The organism is Rhizobium lentis, assembly GCF_014200175.1.
In the GTDB taxonomy this organism is placed as follows: domain Bacteria; phylum Pseudomonadota; class Alphaproteobacteria; order Rhizobiales; family Rhizobiaceae; genus Rhizobium; species Rhizobium mulingense.
In genome coordinates this window covers 1-20,260 of the sequence record NZ_JACHBD010000002.1, presented here as the reverse complement: position 1 = coordinate 20,260, position 20,260 = coordinate 1, and the positions used below count along the sequence as shown (strand labels likewise).

Annotated in this window: 22 protein-coding genes; 10 read left to right on the top strand and 12 right to left on the bottom strand. The window is 62.1% G+C overall.

Features of this window, described 5'->3' with window-relative positions; genetic code table 11:
• Positions 1-119 precede the first annotated feature (119 nt).
• Positions 120-617, top strand: coding sequence for a ferritin-like domain-containing protein (locus tag GGI60_RS05750; RefSeq protein WP_183913969.1), 498 nt, complete (start codon positions 120-122; stop codon positions 615-617).
• 21 nt (positions 618-638) lie between these two features.
• Here the strand turns inward: GGI60_RS05750 and GGI60_RS05745 are convergent, their stop codons facing one another.
• Positions 639-1,547 (bottom strand): LysR family transcriptional regulator, encoded by a 909-nt coding sequence (locus tag GGI60_RS05745; protein WP_183913967.1) that lies wholly within the window; start codon positions 1,545-1,547, stop codon positions 639-641.
• Positions 1,548-1,676: 129 nt separating this feature from the next.
• On the opposite strand from GGI60_RS05745, the gene GGI60_RS05740 reads away from it, so the two are divergent.
• Positions 1,677-2,672 carry an aldo/keto reductase gene (locus tag GGI60_RS05740; RefSeq protein ID WP_183913964.1) on the top strand — a complete coding sequence of 332 codons (996 nt, stop codon included), beginning with the start codon at positions 1,677-1,679 and terminating at the stop codon, positions 2,670-2,672.
• Positions 2,673-2,761: 89 nt separating this feature from the next.
• Positions 2,762-3,121, top strand: a complete 360-nt coding sequence (locus GGI60_RS05735; protein WP_183913962.1) for a nuclear transport factor 2 family protein — start codon at positions 2,762-2,764, stop codon at positions 3,119-3,121.
• Positions 3,122-3,175: 54 nt separating this feature from the next.
• On the opposite strand, the gene pheT is transcribed toward GGI60_RS05735, so the two are convergent.
• The 5 genes from pheT to infC form a co-directional block, all read right to left on the bottom strand.
• Positions 3,176-5,599, bottom strand: coding sequence for a phenylalanine--tRNA ligase subunit beta (gene pheT, locus GGI60_RS05730; RefSeq protein ID WP_183913960.1), 2,424 nt, complete (start codon positions 5,597-5,599; stop codon positions 3,176-3,178).
• Positions 5,600-5,615: 16 nt separating this feature from the next.
• On the bottom strand, positions 5,616-6,698 hold the full coding sequence (gene pheS, locus GGI60_RS05725; protein ID WP_183913958.1) for a phenylalanine--tRNA ligase subunit alpha: 1,083 nt from the start codon (positions 6,696-6,698) through the stop codon (positions 5,616-5,618).
• A gap of 150 nt (positions 6,699-6,848) precedes the next feature.
• Positions 6,849-7,253 (bottom strand): 50S ribosomal protein L20, encoded by a 405-nt coding sequence (rplT, locus tag GGI60_RS05720; protein WP_004673860.1) that lies wholly within the window; start codon positions 7,251-7,253, stop codon positions 6,849-6,851.
• A 38-nt stretch (positions 7,254-7,291) separates the two neighbouring features.
• Positions 7,292-7,495: a 50S ribosomal protein L35 gene (gene rpmI, locus GGI60_RS05715; RefSeq protein WP_003570998.1), complete on the bottom strand. Its 204-nt coding sequence runs from the start codon at positions 7,493-7,495 to the stop codon at positions 7,292-7,294.
• A 310-nt stretch (positions 7,496-7,805) separates the two neighbouring features.
• On the bottom strand, positions 7,806-8,342 hold the full coding sequence (gene infC, locus GGI60_RS05710; protein WP_077991295.1) for a translation initiation factor IF-3: 537 nt from the start codon (positions 8,340-8,342) through the stop codon (positions 7,806-7,808).
• 179 nt (positions 8,343-8,521) lie between these two features.
• Here infC and GGI60_RS05705 point away from each other — a divergent pair, with 179 nt between their 5' ends.
• Both GGI60_RS05705 and GGI60_RS05700 read left to right on the top strand, forming a co-directional pair.
• Positions 8,522-9,349, top strand: a complete 828-nt coding sequence (locus GGI60_RS05705; protein ID WP_183913956.1) for an alpha/beta hydrolase — start codon at positions 8,522-8,524, stop codon at positions 9,347-9,349.
• Between the two features lie 148 nt (positions 9,350-9,497).
• On the top strand, positions 9,498-10,097 hold the full coding sequence (locus tag GGI60_RS05700; RefSeq protein WP_183913954.1) for a transglutaminase-like cysteine peptidase: 600 nt from the start codon (positions 9,498-9,500) through the stop codon (positions 10,095-10,097).
• A gap of 344 nt (positions 10,098-10,441) precedes the next feature.
• Here the strand turns inward: GGI60_RS05700 and mbfA are convergent, their stop codons facing one another.
• On the bottom strand, positions 10,442-11,425 hold the full coding sequence (gene mbfA, locus GGI60_RS05695; protein WP_183913952.1) for an iron exporter MbfA: 984 nt from the start codon (positions 11,423-11,425) through the stop codon (positions 10,442-10,444).
• A 172-nt stretch (positions 11,426-11,597) separates the two neighbouring features.
• Between mbfA and GGI60_RS05690 the strand changes: the two genes are divergently transcribed.
• The gene (locus GGI60_RS05690) at positions 11,598-12,065 is read left to right on the top strand and encodes a group III truncated hemoglobin (RefSeq protein ID WP_183913950.1); all 468 of its coding nucleotides are present in this window, start codon (positions 11,598-11,600) and stop codon (positions 12,063-12,065) included.
• Between the two features lie 4 nt (positions 12,066-12,069).
• Here the strand turns inward: GGI60_RS05690 and GGI60_RS05685 are convergent, their stop codons facing one another.
• The 3 genes from GGI60_RS05685 to GGI60_RS05675 form a co-directional block, all read right to left on the bottom strand.
• Positions 12,070-12,963 (bottom strand): EamA family transporter, encoded by an 894-nt coding sequence (locus GGI60_RS05685; protein WP_183913948.1) that lies wholly within the window; start codon positions 12,961-12,963, stop codon positions 12,070-12,072.
• Positions 12,964-13,055: 92 nt separating this feature from the next.
• Positions 13,056-13,607: a recombination regulator RecX gene (gene recX / locus GGI60_RS05680; protein WP_183913946.1), complete on the bottom strand. Its 552-nt coding sequence runs from the start codon at positions 13,605-13,607 to the stop codon at positions 13,056-13,058.
• Between the two features lie 9 nt (positions 13,608-13,616).
• A complete protein-coding gene (locus tag GGI60_RS05675; protein WP_183913944.1) occupies positions 13,617-14,642 on the bottom strand; it encodes a histone deacetylase family protein in 1,026 nt (341 codons plus the stop codon).
• A gap of 133 nt (positions 14,643-14,775) precedes the next feature.
• Between GGI60_RS05675 and GGI60_RS05670 the strand changes: the two genes are divergently transcribed.
• Entirely contained in the window at positions 14,776-15,387 is a 612-nt protein-coding gene (locus GGI60_RS05670; RefSeq protein WP_183913942.1) for an HAD-IA family hydrolase, read from the top strand.
• A gap of 15 nt (positions 15,388-15,402) precedes the next feature.
• On the opposite strand, the gene GGI60_RS05665 is transcribed toward GGI60_RS05670, so the two are convergent.
• A complete protein-coding gene (locus tag GGI60_RS05665; protein WP_183913940.1) occupies positions 15,403-15,921 on the bottom strand; it encodes a GNAT family N-acetyltransferase in 519 nt (172 codons plus the stop codon).
• A gap of 27 nt (positions 15,922-15,948) precedes the next feature.
• Positions 15,949-16,518 carry an XRE family transcriptional regulator gene (locus GGI60_RS05660; RefSeq protein ID WP_183913938.1) on the bottom strand — a complete coding sequence of 190 codons (570 nt, stop codon included), beginning with the start codon at positions 16,516-16,518 and terminating at the stop codon, positions 15,949-15,951.
• A 139-nt stretch (positions 16,519-16,657) separates the two neighbouring features.
• Here GGI60_RS05660 and tenA point away from each other — a divergent pair, with 139 nt between their 5' ends.
• The 3 genes from tenA to GGI60_RS05645 form a co-directional block, all read left to right on the top strand.
• On the top strand, positions 16,658-17,356 hold the full coding sequence (tenA, locus tag GGI60_RS05655) for a thiaminase II (protein WP_183913936.1): 699 nt from the start codon (positions 16,658-16,660) through the stop codon (positions 17,354-17,356).
• Positions 17,357-17,430: 74 nt separating this feature from the next.
• A complete protein-coding gene (gene lepA, locus GGI60_RS05650) occupies positions 17,431-19,263 on the top strand; it encodes a translation elongation factor 4 (protein ID WP_097579409.1) in 1,833 nt (610 codons plus the stop codon).
• 245 nt (positions 19,264-19,508) lie between these two features.
• On the top strand, positions 19,509-20,260 hold a 752-nt coding region (locus GGI60_RS05645), incomplete at its 3' end, for an IS4 family transposase (protein WP_183913934.1).

The following is a 20,260-nucleotide window of genomic DNA, read 5'->3' as shown; positions in this document are numbered from 1 at the left end:
GATGATCGCCCGGCGGAGATTTCCAGTCCACCCGAAATCCATCGGGAACAATTTGCGCGATCCTTGCTTCTTAATGTGTCGCCGCGTTCGCGGCCTTTCCCAAAACAAGGATCGAGAAAATGGCCAAGGAAAAAACGTTGGAAGATCTCTTCTACGACACGCTCAAGGATATTTACTTCGCCGAGCGGCAGATATTGCGCGCCCTGCCGAAGATGGCGCGCGCCGCCCAGTCCTCCGATCTGAAGGCGGGCTTCCAGAAGCATCTCGAGGAAACCGAAGCCCATGTCGAGCGCCTGCAGCAGGTGTTCGAAAAGATCGGCAAGCGCGCCCAGGGCAAGACCTGCGAGGCGATCCAGGGCATTATCGCCGAAGGCGAGGAAATCATGGAGGAGTTCAAGGGCACGCCGGCGCTGGATGCCGGCCTGATCTCGGCAGCTCAGGCGGTCGAGCATTATGAAATCGCCCGTTACGGTACGCTGAAAACCTGGGCTGCAACGCTCGGCCTCAAGGATGTCGTCAGCCTGCTCGATCAGACGCTGCAGGAAGAGACGGCCACCGACAAGAAACTCTCGCAGCTCGCCACCACCGCGGCGAACCAGAAGGCGAAAGCCGCCTGATCCATATGAAAGGGTGGCCGTCTACCGGCCACCCTTATCCGTCTCCGCATATCTGAAGAAGTCAATGAAGGCGCGCAGCGCCGGCCGCATCTGCCGCCGGCTCGGATAATAGACGAATGGGCCGGGATAAGGCGCGCACCAATCCTCCAGCACCCGCACCAGTCTGCCGGCTGCCAGTTCGTCATGAACCCGCATGTCGAAGAGATAGGCGAGGCCGGCACCGTTTAGCGCCGCAAGCAGGGCCAACCGGTCCTCGCTGACAACAAGCGGCCCATCGACGGCAACAACCAGTTCCCGGCCGTCCTTTTCGAATTCCCAGCGATAGATGGAGCCGTTGGTGAAGCGCCGTTTAATGCAGCGGTGATGGACAAGATCGCGCGGATGCTCCGGCTTCGGGTAGCGCTCGAAATAGTCCGGCGAGGCCGCGATGACAGTCGTCAGCTTGGGCGAGATCCTGACCGCGATCATATCGGCCTCGAGGCTCTCCTCCAGCCGGATGCCGGCGTCGAAACCTTCCCGGACAATATCGGTGAAACCGTCCTCATTGGCGATCTCCAGAGTGATGTCGGGGTAGAGATTGAGAAAATCGCCGAGGCGCGGGGCGAGCAAAATATCGGAGGCGAAGCGCGGCGCGGTGATGCGCAGATTTCCCGCGGGCTTGCCGCGCGTATCTCTGACGGCCTCCAATGCAACATCGATCTCCTCCAGCGCCGGGCGGAGCCTTTCGAGGAGCAGGCGGCCCTCCTCCGTCGGCGCGACGCTGCGGGTGGTGCGCGCCAGAAGTCTGACGCCCAGGCTTTCCTCAAGGCTCGCGATCGCATGGCTGATGGCCGACGGCGCGACGAGGAGTTCCCTGGCCGCTGCACGAAAACTGCGATGCTCGGAAACGGCGGCGAGAACGGCGAGTTGCGAGAGCTGAGTTCTGTTCATTGATCGAAATGATAGAACAGGCCGTTAGAATCTGCATGCATTTTCTGATCGATGCCCCGCCGATATCATCTGCCCGTACGCAACGATATCCTCAGCGGTTCACAATCAGCTCAGAACAAGGAGCGCAGCATGAAAACCCGGAAACTCGGAAACGATCTCACCGTCTCAGCCGTCGGCCTCGGCTGCATGGGCATGAGCTTTGCCTATGGCGCCAGCGATGAAGCGGAATCGATCCGGACGCTCAATCGCGCGGTCGATCTCGGCGTCACCTTCTTCGACACTGCCGAAGTCTACGGTCCTTTCACCAACGAGGTCCTCCTCGGAAAAGCGCTGAAGCCGTTTCGCGACCGCGTGGTGATCGCCACCAAATTCGGCTTCAAGATCGATACCAGTAAGGCAGGCGCTGCCGCCATCGCCGGCGTCGACAGCCGCCCCGAACATGTCAGGGCAGTTGCCGAGGCTTCGCTGAAACGTCTCGGAATCGAGACCATCGACCTGCTCTACCAGCACCGGGTCGACCCCAACGTGCCGATCGAGGAGACTGTCGGCGTCATGGCCGAGTTGGTGAGGGAAGGCAAAGTCCGCGCACTCGGACTTTCGGAAGCCGGCAGCGCCACCATCCGCCGGGCGCATGCGGTCCATCCGATCGCAGCGCTTCAGAGCGAATATTCGCTCTGGACTCGCGATCCCGAAGAGGACGTGCTTGCCACCTGCCGTGAACTCGGCATCGGCTTCGTGCCCTACAGCCCGCTCGGCCGCGGTTTCCTGACGGGAGCGATCCGTAAGGCCGACGATCTCGCCGCCGACGATTTCCGCCGGCAGGTGCCGCGTTTCCAGGCCGAAAATTTCGATGCCAACGCCGCCCTCGTTACAGCGCTCGAGCAGCTTGCGGCCAGGAAGGGTGTGACGGCCGCGCAGCTGGCGCTGGCCTGGGTGCTGAGCCAGGGCGACGACATCGTGCCGATCCCCGGCGCCCGCAAGCTTCAGCATCTCGAACAGAACGCCGCCGCTGCCGATATCACGCTCAGTGCAGCCGAACTGCAGCAGCTCGGCGAAGCGATCCCCGCCGCACAGGTGGCGGGAAAACGCTATTCGGACGCCTCGCTTGCGATGACGAATCTGTAATCGAAGAAGCCCGGCCTGATGCAATGGCCGGGCTTGTCTTCCGGTCCGGCGAAACTATCTAACGTCATCTCGGAGAACGGGATGGAAACATGTCGGACAGGCAGGCAGTCGAACAGACGGTTCATCTCTATGTCGAAGGCATGGCCTTCGCCAATGCGGCAGCCTTGAAGAAGGCCTTTCACCCGCAAAGCTCGATCATCGGCTATTACCAGAATGCCATCGAATGGCTGACGCGGGACGAATTCATCACCGCGATCATGGCGGAGGAACCGGCTCCGCCCGGCACGCAGCCCTTCATGGATATCCAAAGCGTCGATGTCGAAGGTGACGCGGCGAGCGTCAAGGTCACCGACGATTTCGCCGGAATGCGCTTTACCGACTATCTCTCACTGCTGAAGATCGACGGCCGATGGGTCATCGTCAGCAAGCTCTACCATCTTCACACTTGAAAGAGCCGGTCGCGCCAACGACCGGTTCTCTGTTTTAGGCGAAGATTGGCGGGATCAGCTTCTGAGAACGCCGCCGGTAAACTTCGCGACGCTCGCGACGATCTTCTGCGTCAGCGCTTCGAAATCCTCATCCGTCAGCGTGCGCTCGACCGGTTGGATCTGAACCTCGATCGCCACCGACTTCTTGCCTTCGCCGACAGACGCACCTTCGAAGATGTCGAAGACGTTGACGCCGGTGACGAGCTTGCGGTCTGCCCCGGTCGCAGCCTTGATGATGGCGCCCGATTCCACCGTCTTGTTGACGACGAAGGCGAAGTCGCGCTTGACCGCCTGGAAGGGCGACAATTCCAGCGCCGGCTTGGTGCGGGTCGCCTTCTTCTTCGGCTCGGCCATCGCGTCGAGATAGACCTCGAAGCCGCAGAGAGCGCCGGAGACATCGAGCGCTTCCAGGGTCAGCGGGTGGAATTCACCGAAGTAACCGAGCACCACCTTCGGCCCCATCTTGATCGTGCCGGAGCGGCCGGGATGATACCATTCCGGGCCGCCCTGCTCGATCTGGATATTGCCGATCGGCAAGCCGCAAGCTTCGATGACGGCGAGCGCATCGGCCTTGGCGTCGAAGACGTCGACCGGTTTGCCGCCGCCCTTCACTGCATTCGACCACATGCGCCCTCCGCCGGCGAGCGAGGCGGTGCCGCGGCGGATGCCGCCGGCAACGCGGCGCTGACCGTCCGATCGGTCATTCTCATAGGTGCCCGAGACCTCGAAAATCGCCACGTCGCCATAGCCTTTGTCGGCATTGCGCTGGGCCGCCGTCAGCAGGCCCGGCAGCAGCGAGGGACGCATATCGGACATTTCGGCGGCGATCGGATTGGCAAGCTTGAGGGCCGGCGCACCGCCGCCGAAGAGCTTCGCTTGATCTTCCGGAATGAAGGACCAGGTGACGGCCTCCAGCATGCCGCGCGAGGCAAGCGCGCGCTTGGCCGCGCGGGTGCGGATCTGCAGCGTCGTCAGGATTCTGCCGTTAACGGCGGCATGGCTTTGAAGCGGCGCCGGCTTGATTTTGTCGACGCCGTGGATGCGCATGACCTCCTCGACGAGATCGGCCTTGCCGTCGACATCGGGGCGCCACGACGGAACGGAGACGGAAACGCGTTCGCCGGAGCCGGAAACCTTGAAGCCGAGGCGGGCGAGTATCGCATTGCTCTCCTCGGTCGAGACGTCCAGGCCCGTCAGGCGCTTGACCTCGGAATAAGGGAAATCGACGACCTTCGGCTCGTGCCCCTTATAGCCGACGACCTCGGCGCGCGCGGCCGTGCCGCCGCAGAGCTCAAGCACCAGTTCCGTCGTGCGTTCGAGACCGGGAACCATATATTCCGGATCGACGCCGCGCTCGAAACGGTAGCGGGCATCGGTGATAATACCCAGGCTGCGGCCCGATTTGGCGATGTTCATCGGGTCCCAGAGGGCCGATTCGATCAGCACGTCGACGGTGTTCTCGTCGCAGCCAGAGTGTTCGCCGCCCATGATGCCGCCGATCGATTCGATACCGTCTTCATCGGCGATGACGACATTGCTCGGACCCAGCTTGTATTCGCGCTGGTCGAGCGCCAGCACAGTCTCGCCTTCCCTGGCGCGGCGGACAGTAAGATTGCCCGTCACCTTGGCGGCGTCGAAGACGTGCATCGGCCGACCCTGGTCAAAGGTCATATAGTTGGTGATATCGACCAGCGCATTGATGGGCCGCAGGCCGATGGCGATCAACCGCTGCTGCATCCAGCGCGGGCTCGGGCCGTTCCTGACGCCGCGCACGAGGCGGAGCGAAAAGCCGGGGCAGAGTTTCGGATCGTCGAGATCGAGCGTCAGCTTGACCGGCGTCTCGCCTTCGACGGAAAATGACGGCGCGGTCCGTGTCTTCAGCGTGCCGAGACCGGAGGCGGCGAGATCGCGCGCGATGCCGTGGATCGAGGTGCAGTCGGGCCGATTGGGCGTCAGATTGATCTCGATCACCGGGTCGTCCAGATGCGCATAGGCGGCATAACTTTTTCCAACCGGCGCGTCGTCGGGCAGATCGATGATGCCGTCGTGATTGTCGGAGATCTGCAGTTCCTTTTCGGAGCACATCATGCCGCGGCTTTCGACGCCGCGGATATTGCCGACGGCAAGCGTCGTGTCGATACCAGGAACATAGGTCCCGGGTGCGGCGAAGGCGCCGATAAGGCCAGCGCGCGCATTCGGGGCGCCGCAAACGACCTGGATCGGCGAACCGGCGCCGGTATCGACCATCAGCACCTTCAGGCGATCGGCCTGCGGATGTTTTTCCGCCGAGACAACTCTAGCGATGACGAAGGGCTTGAATGCCGCCTTGTCGTCGACATCCTCCACCTCTAGCCCGATCTCGGTCAGGCGGGTGCAGATTTCATCGAGCGTGGCATCCGTTTCCAGATGCTCTTTCAGCCAGGAGAGCGTGAATTTCATCGTCCCAAATCTCCGTTCAAGCGCTGAGGCCGCCGAACAGCGTCGGCATGTCGAGCGGGCGGAAGCCGTAATGCGTCATCCAGCGGACGTCGGCGTTGAAGAAGTCGCGCAGGTCGGGCATGCCGTATTTCAGCATGGCGATGCGGTCGAGGCCCATGCCCCAGGCAAAACCCTGATATTCGTCCGGATCAAGGCCGCCGTAGCGCAGCACGTTCGGATGGACCATGCCGCAGCCGAGAATCTCCATCCAGTCGGGGCCTTCGCCGAATTTGACGATCGGGCCAGAGCGGTCGCACTGGATATCGACCTCGAAAGAGGGTTCGGTGAAGGGAAAGAAGGACGGGCGGAAGCGCATCGTCACGCTGTCGACTTCGAAGAAGGTCTTGCAGAACTCCTCGAGCACCCAGCGGATATTGGCGACATTGGCCTTCTTGTCGATCACCAGGCCTTCGACCTGATGGAACATCGGCGAATGCGTGGCGTCCGAGTCCTGGCGATAGGTCTTGCCTGGAATGATGATGCGGATCGGCGGCTTCTGCGCCTCCATGGTGCGCACCTGCACCGGCGAGGTATGGGTGCGCAGTACCTTGCGCTCGCCATTCTCGTCCGGATTGAAGAAGAAGGTGTCGTGCATCTCGCGGGCCGGATGGCCTTCGGGGAAATTCAGCGCCGTGAAATTATAGTAGTCGGTCTCGATATCGGGGCCTTCGGCAATCGAGAAGCCCATATCGGCGAAGATTGCGGTAATCTCGTCGACGATCTGGCTGATCGGGTGGATGCGGCCGCGCTCAGCCGGCGAGGAGCGCACCGGCAGGCTGACATCGACCGTTTCCGCCTTCAGGCGGGCGTTGACCGCCGCCATTTTCAGCACCGACTTGCGTTCGGCGATGGCGTCCGTCACGGCATTCTTCAGGGCGTTGATCGCAGCACCCCGCGTCTGGCGCTCCTCCGGCGTCATCGCGCCGAGCGTCTTCAGGAGTTCCGAGACCGAGCCCTTCTTGCCCAGCGCAGATACGCGCACGGCTTCCAGGGCGGCCTCGTCATTGGCGGCGGCGATTTCCGCGAGCAGCGATGAGTTGAGCTGGTCGATATCTGACATTGTCACTTCTTTCCGTCCAGTATCAGGCGGGGATCGGGAGGCAGGCGGCGCCGACCGGCGCAAGGGATATAAAGAAAGAAAAACCCGCGCTAGCCCAAACCAGCGCGGGTTTCCCAAAATTCGAAAAGCATAGAGCCTGGGAAGCGCTGGTTAACGAACCGCGCCTTCAAACTCGTTGGCCGTACCGGTTTCCTTGAGGTACTCAAGCGCCTTCTTGGCAGCATTGACGAGCGCGCCGAATGCTTCCGGCTCGTGGATCGCCATGTCGGAGAGAACCTTGCGGTCAACTTCGATGCCGGCCTTGTTCAGGCCGTCGATGAAGCGGCCGTATGTCAGGCCGAATTCGCGGACAGCGGCGTTGATGCGCTGGATCCAGAGCGCACGGAAGTTGCGCTTGTTAACCTTGCGGTCGCGGTAAGCGTACTGCTTCGACCGGTCGACGGCGGCCTTGGCGGCGCGGATGGTGTTCTTGCGGCGGCCGTAAAAGCCCTTGGCGGCCTTCAGAACCTTCTTGTGCTTGGCGTGGGCGGTGACGCCTCTTTTTACACGTGCCATATCATGATCTCCTTAAATCTAGCGTTCGCGGACGAGTCTCAGAGACCGTTCGGCAGGTAATTCTTGATAACCTTGCGGCCATCCGGTTCTGCGAGAACCATGGTGCCACGTGCATCGCGAATGAACTTGTTGGTACGCTTGATCATGCCATGGCGCTTGCCGGCAGCGGCAGCCTTGACCTTGCCTGTCGCGGTGATCTTGAACCGCTTCTTGGCGGAGGACTTCGTCTTCATCTTGGGCATTTTGCTACTCCTTCTGTCCTCCCTGCGCGCTTCATCAAAAAAGCCCTCTCGCGAAGTCCGGTTCTCCGGCCGTCGCAACAAGGTGCGGGAGCGTTTGTTGTTGATCTGCGGCTTCGGCGACGAACCGTTCCGCAAGCATTCGAAACTGCCACGGCATGCCCTGCCGGTCAGTTCGGACGCGCGCTTATAACCGCAGCGTCATGAAAGTGCAACGGGGCCGCGGAGGATTCTTCGCCAGCCCGGAGGCGGGACTGCCAAAAGCACAAAAGCCGCCCTTGCGGACGGCCTTGGGCGAAAAAGTATCTGGCGCTTACTTCGGCGCCAGCACCATCATCATCTGGCGGCCTTCGAGCTTGGGCTCGGCTTCGACCTTGGCGATCTCGGTCGTATCGGCCTTGACCTGCTGCAGAAGCTTCATGCCGAGTTCCTGGTGGGCCATTTCACGGCCGCGGAACTTCAGCGTCACCTTGACCTTGTCACCCTCGTCGAAGAAGCGGCCCATCGCCTTCATCTTCACCTCATAATCATGGGTGTCGATATTCGGGCGCATCTTGATTTCTTTGACTTCGACGATCTTCTGCTTCTTGCGCGCCTCGGCAGCCTTCTTCTGGTTGGCATATTTCAGCTTGCCCAGATCGAGGATCTTGCACACCGGCGGTTCGGCATTGGGGGAAATTTCGACGAGATCGAGGCCGGCTTCTTCTGCCATTCTCAAGGCCTGGTCGGTGGGCACGATGCCCATATTCTGTCCGTCAGCCGCGATCAGCTGAACTTTGGGAATGCGGATTTCACGGTTCGAGCGCGGGCCGTCCTTCACGGGCGCATCGGTCTTAAAAGGTCTGCGAATGGTCGTATTCTCCTCGCGTTGTTTCCGGAATGTTGCAGCCGCGCGCTCCCGATCAGGGTGCACAAAACGTATCTCGTTATCACTGCAACGGAGTCGATATCATCCTTTAGCGGAAAAATCACCTGCTGTCAGCCTGCCAAGAATCTGTTTTATAGGCCAAAACAACAGGAGTTTCGCCGATGTCCGATCAGATGCCCAATCTTCAGCCGCAGTTCCTGACGGTCGGCGAAGGCGAGGCGGCGCGTGAGATCGCCATGCTGGTGCGCCCGGCGCAAGCCGGCAACAATGTCCCGACGCTCGTTTGGCTATCCGGCTACCGTTCCGACATGAGCGGTACCAAAGCATTGGAACTCGACGGACTGGCTGGCGAAGTCGGTACCGCCTGTATCCGCCTGGACTATTCCGGCCACGGGCTTTCCGGCGGTAGCTTCCGCGACGGCACGATCTCACGCTGGCTGGAGGAGGCGCTGACCGTCATCCGCCACGTCGCGCCCGACCGCGTTATTCTTGTCGGCTCCTCGATGGGAGGCTGGATTGCGCTACGGCTGGCACAGGAGCTCGCGCGACAGGAGGGCCCGAAGCCAGCCGGGCCAAAACTCGAAGGAATGGTGCTGATCGCGCCGGCGCCCGATTTCACCTCCGAACTAATCGAGCCGAACCTGACGGCCAAGGAGCGCAAGTCACTGGCGGAGCGAGGCTATTTCGAAGAACGCTCGCAATACAGCCCGGAGCCGGACATCTATACCAGAGCGCTGATCGAGGATGGCCGCAAGAACCGCGTGCTCGACGGCATGATCGAGACAGGTTGCCCGGTGCATATCCTCCAGGGCATGAAGGATCCTGACGTGCCACATGCGCACGCGATGAAGCTTGTCGAGCACCTTCCCGCCGACGACGTGGTGCTGACCTTCATCCGCGACGGCGACCATCGCCTGTCCCGGCCCAGCGATATCGCCCTTATTCTAGGCGCCGTCAAAGGTATCATCCGCACCTCCATGGCCGGATAACAACCTGCTGAAACAGATCGCCATCTTGTTGCATTTTAACCATGTCGACGGGTCGCAAGGTCCTCACAAGAAGTAACGATTGACTCTTCTCGGCCCTCTCCATTAACAGTTTGTTAATAATTAAGGGGCGATCGAGGAAAGAGCGGGCGTGCGGATCAAAGGTATCTTTGTGGCCATGATGGCCGTGTTTGCGATGGCGACTGCCGCCATCCCAGCTCCAAGCAGAAATGCTTCCATGGTAACAGGCAACGCCACTTCGCAGCCGATCGGCCATTACGATTTCTGTCAGACCCACAGCAGTGAGTGCGGCGCAAACCGCAATGCGGGCCCTCTCGAGATGACCCCGGCCAAGTGGTCGCTCGTCCGTTCGGTCAACGCCACCGTCAACCGCACGATCACGCCGATGACCGACAAGGAAATCTACGGCAAGGATGAAGTCTGGGCTTATCCGACCACCGCCGGCGACTGCGAGGATTTCGCGCTCTTGAAGCGCCGCATTCTGATCCAGCGCGGCGTTCCGGCCGCCGACCTGCTGATGACTGTCGTGCGCAAGCCTGATGGTGAGGGCCATGCCGTCCTGACGCTGCGCACCGCCGAGGGCGACTTCGTGCTCGACAACCTCGCCGTCGACGTCAAGCCGTGGTTCGCGACACCTTATTCCTTCGTCAAGCGCCAGTCGAGCTTCAATGCCGGCCGCTGGGTCACCATCGAGAACGGCCGCGACGTTCTGGTCGGCGCACTGCGCTGAGGATTTCTGGGGGATGCGGGGAAAAGGCCGGCGAAAGCCGGCCTTTTGCTTTTGGGGGAATTGGAACCGCGTCGACCGTCGCCTTTCGCTACCGCTCAAGCTGTTCGTCACTCAACGCTCCTCACCCCCTCATCTGCCCTTTGGGGCATCTTCTCCCCGCTCGGGACTTCCCAACGTACAAGGCTGAGGGAAGTGGGCTTGGGAAGATATAAATCGGCGTGGAGATTGCGGCACTTTAAGTGGGTTGCGTTTGCCGCGCCCTATCCCGGCCCTCCGCATGGCTCCGGGCGTTCGTCGCTGCAATCGATTCACTGGATCGATTGCTCGGCTTCGCCGACCACTCCTCACCCATTCCCAATCAGAATCCCCGCTGCGAGCACCAGGCTGCCGCCGAGGACGACCTGGAAGGCGGCGCGCAGGAAGGGAGTCTCCATGTAGCGGTTCTGGATGAAGGCGATCGCCCAGAGTTCGAAGAAAACGATGCCGCCGGCGGTGATCGTCGCCGTCCAGAAATGCGGGATCAGATAGGGCAGCGCGTGGCCGAGGCCGCCGAGCGCCGTCATGATGCCGCAGGCAAGGCCGCGCTTGACCGGCGAGCCCCTGCCGGAGATCTTGCCGTCGTCATGGGCGGCTTCGGTGAAGCCCATCGAGATGCCGGCGCCGACGGAAGCCGAAAGGCCGACAAGGAAGGTCTGCCAGGTGTCCTGGGTGGCAAAGGCGGCGGCAAAGATCGGCGCCAGCGTCGAGACCGAGCCGTCCATCAGCCCGGCCAGGCCCGGCTGCACATAGGTCAGCACGAATTGCCGGTGCGCCGTCTCATCTTCGTCGCGCCTGACATCCTCGGGCGTGTGCTTGTCGCCCAGCATGCGGGCAATATCTTCGTGCCCCTGTTCGGCCATCGCCAGATCTCCGAGAAGCTTTCTCGTCGAGGCGTCCGAGGTCCGCTTTGCCGCCTCGACGTAGAAACGGTAGGCCTGCTCCTCCATCGCCTCGGTCTCCTGCCGCATCGCATCAAGCGACAGGTTGGCTCTGAGCCAGTCGGGCTTGCGATCATAGAAGCCCTCGACATGCTCGCGCCGGATCAGCGGGATGCGTTCGCCGAAACGCTGACGATAAATTTCGATCAACGATTTGCGATGAGTATCCTCGACCTCGGCCATATCCTCGAAGACTTTAGCCGATGCCGGAAATTCGGGCCGTAATTTGTCGGCATAGGCGAGATAGATGCGGGCATCGTCCTCCTCGGAGGCAATGGCAAGGGCGAGGATTTCCTGCTCGGACAGCGACTGAAAAGATCGTTTCGAGGATCTGAAAAACCGCGCCAGCATGACTTGCTCCAATAATTTAGAATAATTCTAAATTTAAAGAACGCGGTGGTGACGGTCAAGGGCTTAGAGCAGGCCGGCTGACAGATTGCCGCAAGCCGCACGGATGCCTTTGGCGCGCCCCCACAAACACCTATATGAGAGGGCGCCGCATCATGCGGCGCCGGGGTTTATGATGAATAATGACATTCAGGGCCGCCCTGCCCATGTCGCGGCGATCCGCGAAAGGGCGGAGGCGGAGATGCGGGCGATGGGCGTCGACGAAGCCTTCATCGGCAGGCTGGTCGAGGCCTTTTACGGGCGCGTGCTGGAGCACCCCGATCTCGGTCCCGTGTTCGACGCCAGGCTCTCCGGCCGCTGGCCGGAGCATTTGGAGAAGATGAAGAGCTTCTGGTCGGCCGTCGCCTTTCGCAGCGGCGCCTATGGCGGCAAGCCGGTGCAGGCGCATACGGGCGTCGCGGATCTGACGCCGGATCTCTTTCCGAAGTGGCTGGCGCTGTTTGCCGCAACGCTCGACGATATCGCCCCGTCGACGGAGGCCAAGGCCTGGTTCATGGCGACGGCGGAGCGGATCGCCAAGAGCCTGACGCTGTCGCTGTTCTACGATCCGGCGCTCGACGACCCTGCGAAGAAAGCGGGCTGACGCATCATTGCCTGGCGGAAAAGGTCGCGCCGGCGCTTGCGGCGACGACCAGGGCCGTTCCTGCCATCTGCAGAAGCGTCATCGGCTGCATCAGAATGACGAAGCCTGCCAGAGCCGCAATGGCCGGTTCGAGGCTCATGAGAATGCCGAAGGATGTCGTCGGCATGCGCCGCAGGGCAATCAGCTCCAGCGTATAGGGCAGCAGCGGCACGAGCACGGCAAGGCCCGCCATCTCGATCAGGCCATAGACGTCAAGCGCCGGCGCGGCGCCGGCAAAGCCGAAGGGCGTCGCAACCGCCGCGGCAACCATCAGCGACATGGAAAGCCCTTCCAGCCCCTTGAAGCTGGCGCCGATCTTCTTGGTCAGCACGATATAAATCGCCCAGCCGGTCCCGGCACCGCCGGCAAAGAGAATGCCCCACATATCCCCGATCCAGCCTTCACCGTCATGGGCAAGCGCCAGCACACCCAGGGCGGCAATGAGCGGCCAGACGAGACGCCGGCTGAGACCGTAACCGATGGTCGCGACCGAAAGCGGGCCGAGAAAATCGATCGCCACGGCCAGCCCGAGCGGAATGCGCTCGATGGCCGCGAAAAAACTCATGGTCATCAACGCTGTCGTCGTGCCGAGAACGAGCGCGCTTATCCATTGCTCTCTGGAGTAGCTGAATATGCGCGGACGGACGACGACGGCCAGGATGATCGCGGCAAAGACGAGGCGCAGCCAGCTTGCGCCGGCCGGTCCGTAGGTGGCGATCGCATGGGAAGACAGAGCTGCGCCGAACTGGATCGACGACATGGACAGGAGGCACATCAGTCCGCCGGCCGCCAGGCCGGAGGACGTTGCAGGCGCTTCCAATGCCAGCACGCCCGCGCCGTCGTTCGTTCCGTCTTTCATCTGCATCTCCGATTGAGCGCCCTTCATACGGAGGCCGCTTGCAACCGACAAATTCAATCTTCTGATCCAGGCAGCAAGAGAGCTGATGCATATCAGAGGCGGCCGGAGAGGATCACCTCTTCGGCTTCTTCGAAACTCATATCGAAGACCTTCCTGCCGATCTCGAAGCTGAAGCCATTGCGAGCGAAGGCGGAGAGTTCCTTTGCCTTCCTGCTGTCGTTAACTTCGCCACGGCGAAACGGGCCGAAGGCGCGTTTGCGGGCGAATATGGTCGCGGCGTAGAGATCGTCAGCCCCTTCGAGCGCAGCTTCGACCTTGTCGCTCGCAACACCCTTGGCGGCAAGCTTCTGGGCGATCGCGCGCTTCGACTTGCCGCCGCGCACGGCCGAGCGCGTGCTGATCTCGGCATAGGCGCGATCGTCGAGCACCTTGTTGTCATAGGCGAATTTGACGGCGAATTCGGCAACGGCCTTGAGCTGGCCGGCGCTGATCTCGTCGAACTTCTCCTTCGCCTTGCGGGTAATGGCGTCGAAGAGCTGCTTTTCCGTCATCATCCGCCGCTCCAGGCGGTAGATGGTGGAGTTGCGCGCCCAGCTCAGCATGCGGGACGTCGGGATATCGGATGGAACGATCTCGTCGGTCATATCAAGCGATCAGACTTCCAGACCCTTGAGGACATTGGCGACATTGAGCCCGATCTCCGGCACGCCGTAGCCGCCTTCCATGCAGACAAGCACCGGCAGGCCGGCGGCTGATATCATCGCGCCCATGCGGGTGAAATCGTCGGAGGTGAGGCGGAAGAAGGAGATCGGATCGCGCTCGAAGGTGTCGACCCCGAGCGCCAGGACAATCGCTTCGGCGCCGAAGGCCTTGACGCGGGCGAGCGCATCGGCAAGGGCCGAAGACCAGACCTCAAAGGGCGTGCCCGGAGGCATCGGATAGTTGCGGTTGGTCCCGGTGCCCGCCCCCTCGCCCTCCTCGTCGGCATGGCCGAGGAAATAGGGAAAGGCGTGCATCGGATCGCCATGCAGCGAGGCAGTGAAGACATCGCCGCGGCGATAAAAGAGATCCTGGGTGCCGTTGCCATGGTGGAAGTCGACATCGAGCACGGCGACCTTGGCCGCACCACGATCGAGCAGCCGCTGGGCCGCGACCCCCGCATTGTTGATGAAACAGTAGCCGCCGAAGAGATCGATGCCGGCGTGATGGCCGGGCGGGCGGCAGAGCGCGAAGGCGAAACGATGGCTCTCCGCCAGCCAGTCGGCGCCCGTTACGGCGCAACGCATCGAAGCGATCGCCGCTTCGTAGGAGCCCTTGGTGATCGAGGTATCGGCAGCATTGGCATAATGACCGATCGCGCCGACGATATTGTCGGGCAGGCGCTGGCTGGTGCGGCGCACAGGGAAGGAATTGGCGATCGCCTCGCCTTCGAAGCCGGCGGCCACCCAGCGGTCCCAGACGGTGGCGAGAAAATCGAGATAGGCGGGGTCATGCACCTTCCTGGCCGTTTCCAACCCGTGCGCATCGGGCGCGACGACATCGGCAAAGCCCGCCTCCTTCACCGCCGCCAGGATCCATTCGGCCCGAAACGGCGCCTCGAAGGGCGTCACCAGCTGGCCGGCGTAAAGCTCGGTCCTGGCATCACGCAGCTTATGGTCCTCGGAGTAGATGACACGCATTTCAGATCCCGCCCTTGAGTTGAAGATCGAGCTTTACACGGGCTCGCCGCGACAAAAAAGCAGCACGGCGATCTATTGATCATCCAGGGCGACGACGCCATCTTCGCCGGTGTTTTGAGGAGGGAGCTTCCGCATGCAGGTGCTGATGGTCGATGTCGATGGCGTGCTCATTCATGGCCGCCCCGCCGACGGCCTGCCGCACTTCACCTATCTCGAGCGCGATCTCGGCTTGCGACCCGACTTGCTGCAGCGGGCCTTCTTCCAGACCTGTTGGAATGACATCGTCGTCGGCCGCGAGGCGTTGGAGCCGCGGCTTTCCGCCGTGCTTGCAAAGATAGCGCCTCATCTCAGCGCCGCAACCCTGATCGATTATTGGTTCGAAAACGATTCCCGCCTGGATCTCAATCTCTTGGAAGACCTTGCCGCGCTCAGGCAAAGCGGTGTTGCTCTTTTCCTGGCGACCAATCAGGAGCACAGGCGGGCGCGCTACCTGATGGAAGAGGCCGGGCTCGGCGCGCATGTCGACGGCATCATCTATTCCGCCGCGCTCGGGCACCGCAAACCTTCGCCGGACTTCTTCCGGCTGGCGACCGAACGCGCCGGCGCCCTGCCCGGCGAAATCGGCTTCATCGACGACATGGCGGAAAATATTGAAGCGGCGTGGCAGTTCGGCTGGAGTGCTGCGCAATGGACGGCAGGCGCGAGGCTGCACGAGACGCTTTCCGCCTTCGGCCATCCGAGATGAACCGAGCCGGCGCAATTAGGCGAGCCGCTTGTAGAAGAGAGTGGTGTCGCAGAAGCCGCCTTGCGGCCACAGCGCATAATCGGGGATGACGCCGACACGCTGCCAGCCCAGGCGCGGATAGATCGCCTCGGCATCGCTGCCGGTTGCCGTGTCGAGCACCAGCAGGGTCTTGCCGCGTTTGGCCGCCTCGCGCTCCGCCGCTTCCATCAGCAGCCGGGCGAGACCGCGCCCGCGGGCGGAGCGATGCACCAAGAGCTTCTTCAGATCGCCGCGGTGCGGCTGGTTCGGCATCTGCGCGGCCCCCACCTGCACCGTGCCGACGATCCGGCCCTCCAGTTCGGCGACCAGAAGCAGGCTGCCGCTGGCCGCGACCGCATCGGCGACATCGCACCAATAAGCTTCGGCATCTTCGGGCCCGTAGGGCTGCATGAAACCGACGGAGGCGCCGCCCGCGACGCAATCGGCAAGCACTTCCGACAGGGCGGGAATGGCGGCGCGCGCCTCCTCGGCGGAAAGGGTACGAATGTCGGGCATGGTCTTCTTCTCCTGAAATAGATACTGCTATCGGCCGCCGCGATCGAGCACGACGCAATAACACGCCGGCGCGTTGCCGGGATTGTGGAAGACATGCCCTTCGCCGACCGGCATGAAGAGGCAATCGCCGGGGCGTAGCCGGTAGACCACTTCGCCCACCGTCATCTCCAGCTCGCCGTCGAACAGCCAGACATGCTGCGTCATGCCGTGGGATGCCGCATGCGGGGGAAAGCTGACGCGGGCGCCAGCGGGGAATTCGACTTCGACGATATCAACGTCGGAGGCGGTGCCGGGCGCAGAGACCGAACGCCTGAGATAACCGGTCTCCGGATCGCGCCAGACCTGCTGCTCCGGACGGCGGGCAAGCGGCGAAGCCTGCTCTCCCTCCTCCGCGAAGAAGGCCGACAGCGACAGGCCGAGCGCGGCGCAGATCCTTGCGAGCAGCGAGGCGGTGGGGCTCGCCTCCGCGCGCTCGATGCGCGAAATCATAGCCCGGCTGACGCCGGAGGCCGTCGCGAGATCATCAAGGGTCAATCCTTTATCCAGCCGCAGCTTGCGGATGCGGATGCCGATTGCCTGTTCCAGTTGTTCTTCCACGTTCCGGTCCGCTGATTCTACTATAAGAGAAATACATGATCCGATGATGGAATCAAGCCTCGGCAAGATGGGCAACCCAACCTTGCTTTCGCCGCAGCCTCGCCGATATATGGCAGCGCTATTGAGATCGGAGAGAGTGATGGACGCCAGCACGCAGAGCACGGAACTGACGGGAAGCTTCACGGCCGCCGCCTGGGATAGGATCGCCGCCGTCATGGCCGAGATCGAGGTGCTGCCGCTTCTCACGCGTCTTTCTGACGGCACGTTGCCGCCCGAGGTTTTCCGGCACTACATCCTCCAGGACGCGCTTTACCTCAAGCATTATGCGCGCTGCCTGGCGATTGTTGCGGCAAAAGCGCCGGATAATGCGCAGGTGCTGCGTTTCCTCGGATCGGCGCAGAAGGCGATCACCGTCGAGCAGGGCCTGCATGCCGGCTTTCTCACCCAGTTCGGCATCAGCTCCGAGGATGTAAGCGCGGCCGAACCCTCGCCTTCCTGTTTCGCCTACACGAATTTCCTGCTCGCCACCGCCTATCACAGCTCCTATGCGGTGGCGCTTTCCGCCATCCTTCCCTGCTTCTGGATCTACTGGCATGTCGGCGAAGCGATCAAGAGTCGGCCGGCGATCGAGGGCAATGCCTTCCAGGCCTGGATCAACACCTATGGCGATCCGCAATTTGCCGCCGGCGCCCGCGAGGTGATCGCCCTGACTGATATCGCCGCCCGCGCGGCATCGCCGGCGGAACGCTCTCAGATGATGGATGTTTTCTTGCGCGCCTCGCAATATGAATGGATGTTCTGGGATTCGGCTTGGCGGCTGGAGGCGTGGCCGGTCTGACAGGCGCCTGTCGCCCGCAAATAGCGTAAACGGCGGGATAATTACCGCTTTGCGGCCGGGGGCGGCGCTGCTATATGGCGCGCATGAGCACCAATTCGACCACTCCGCTGTCCCATATCCGCAACTTCTCGATCGTGGCCCATATCGACCACGGCAAATCGACGCTGGCCGACCGCCTGATTCAGACGACAGGCGGCCTTGCCGAGCGCGAAATGTCCGAGCAGGTGCTCGACAATATGGATATCGAGCGCGAGCGCGGCATCACCATCAAGGCCCAGACCGTGCGCCTGCACTACCAGGCAAACAATGGCGAAAAATACATCCTCAATCTGATCGACACGCCCGGCCACGTCGACTTCGCCTACGAGGTCTCGCGGTCGCTGTCGGCCTGCGAGGGCTCGCTGCTGGTCGTCGACGCTTCGCAGGGTGTGGAAGCGCAGACGCTCGCCAATGTCTATCAGGCGATCGACAACAACCACGAACTCGTCACCGTGCTCAACAAGATCGACCTGCCGGCCGCCGAACCCGACCGCATCAAGGAACAGATCGAGGAAGTGATCGGCATCGATGCTTCCGAGGCCGTACTGATCTCGGCAAAGACCGGCCTCGGCATTCCCGATGTGCTGGAAGCGATCGTTCACAAGCTGCCGGCGCCGAAGAGCCCCGGCGGCGAGAAGGCGCCGCTGAAGGCGCTGCTCGTCGACAGCTGGTACGATACCTATCTCGGCGTCATGGTTCTCGTGCGCATCATCGATGGCGTGCTGACCAAGGGCCAGACGATCCGCATGATGGGCACGGATGCGAAGTACCAAGTGGAGCGTGTCGGCGTGCTGACGCCGAAGATGGTCAATGTCGACAGCCTCGGCCCCGGCGAGATCGGCTTCATCACCGCCTCGATCAAGGAAGTGGCCGATACCCGTGTCGGCGATACGATCACCGAGGACAAGCGGCCGACCGCACAGGCACTGCCGGGCTTCAAGCCGGCACAGCCGGTAGTGTTCTGCGGACTCTTCCCGGTCGACGCCGCCGATTTCGAGGATCTGCGCGCCGCCATGGGCAAGCTTCGCCTCAACGACGCTTCCTTCTCCTTTGAAATGGAATCCTCGGCCGCCCTCGGCTTCGGCTTCCGCTGCGGCTTCCTCGGCTTGCTGCATCTCGAAATCATCCAGGAGCGGCTGGAGCGCGAGTTCGACCTCGACCTCATCGCCACCGCCCCCTCCGTCGTCTACAAGATGTTCATGACCGACGGCACGGAGCGCGAGCTGCACAACCCCGCCGACATGCCCGACGTCGTTAAGATCTCGGAGATCCACGAGCCGTGGATCCGCGCGACGATCCTTACACCGGACGATTATCTCGGCGGCATCCTGAAGCTCTGCCAGGATCGGCGCGGCATCCAGATCGAACTCACCTATGTCGGCACGCGCGCAATGCTGACCTACGATCTGCCGCTCAATGAAGTCGTCTTCGATTTTTACGACCGTCTGAAGTCGATCTCCAAGGGCTATGCCTCCTTCGACTATACGCTGACTGATCATCGCGAGGGCAACCTCGTGAAGATGTCGATCCTCGTCAACGGCGAGCCGGTCGACGCGCTGTCGATGATGGTGCACCGCACCGCCGCCGAAAAGCGCGGCCGCGACATGTGCGAGAAGCTCAAGGAGCTGATCCCGAAACACATGTTCAAGATCCCGATCCAGGCGGCGATCGGCGGCAACGTCATCGCCCGCGAGACGATCTCGGCGCTGCGCAAGGACGTGACCGCGAAATGCTACGGCGGCGACGCCACCCGCAAGCGCAAGCTGCTCGACAAGCAGAAGGCTGGCAAGAAGCGCATGCGCCAGTTCGGCAAGGTGGAGATTCCGCAGGAAGCCTTCATTGCGGCGTTGAAGATGGGCGACGAATAGGCTTTCGCAGAGCCTCTTTTGACGAGGATGCCTGAGTCTCCTTGGTTTGGTGACAAGCCTCGCTCTTTTTCTCCGTCATCTTCGGCCTTGTGTCGAGGATCTGCAAATCTATCAACCGGCTGCAGATGCTCGGGCCCGGCCCACAGCTGTCCGGTTTAAATTTAGTGGACATGGCGCACGGTGTTGATTCTACTCATGTTCGAGCGTTTGGCGACGTTCCCGGACATGGAAAGAGGAGCAACACCGTGCGGCACAACAATAGCGTCTTTCATGATCTGTTGAAGCGGATTCCGTGGACGGTCTTCGAAAGACTTGTGGGGGAGCATCAGGCCGACAAGCACGTTCGGCGGCTGTCGACGAAGAGCCAATTGATCGCGCTGCTTTACGGCCAGCTTGCTGGTGCCGTCAGCCTGCGCGAGATCGCCGGCTCCCTGCAGAGCCACAGCGCGCGCCTTTACCATCTCGGCGCTCGCCCGGTGTCGCGCTCGACGTTGGCCGATGCCAACGGTCTGCGTCCGAGCAGTGTTTTTGCCGAGTTGTTCGCGCAGATGGTGGCCCGCGCCGGACGCGGGCTCAAGCGGGCCGTCGGCGAGGCGGTCTATCTGATCGACGGCAGCAGTCTGCCTCTTTCCGGGACGGGATCGCACTGGGCCCGCTTTTCCGATCAGGCCTGCGGCGCCAAGATGCACGTCGTCTACGATGCCGATGCCGAACGACCGATCTATGCGGCCGTCACCCCGGCCAATGTCAACGACATCACCGCCGCCAAGGAGATGCCGATCGAGGCGGGCGCCACCTATGTCTTCGATCTCGGCTATTACGACTTCGGCTGGTGGGCGAAGCTCAATGCCGCCGGCTGCCGCATCGTCACCCGTCTCAAATCCCACACGAAACTGACGGTGACGAGCGAGCAGGCGGTCAACGAGGATGCCGGCATCCTGTTCGACCGTATCGGCCTGCTGCCGCAGCGCCAGGCCAAAAGCCGCCGCAACCCGAT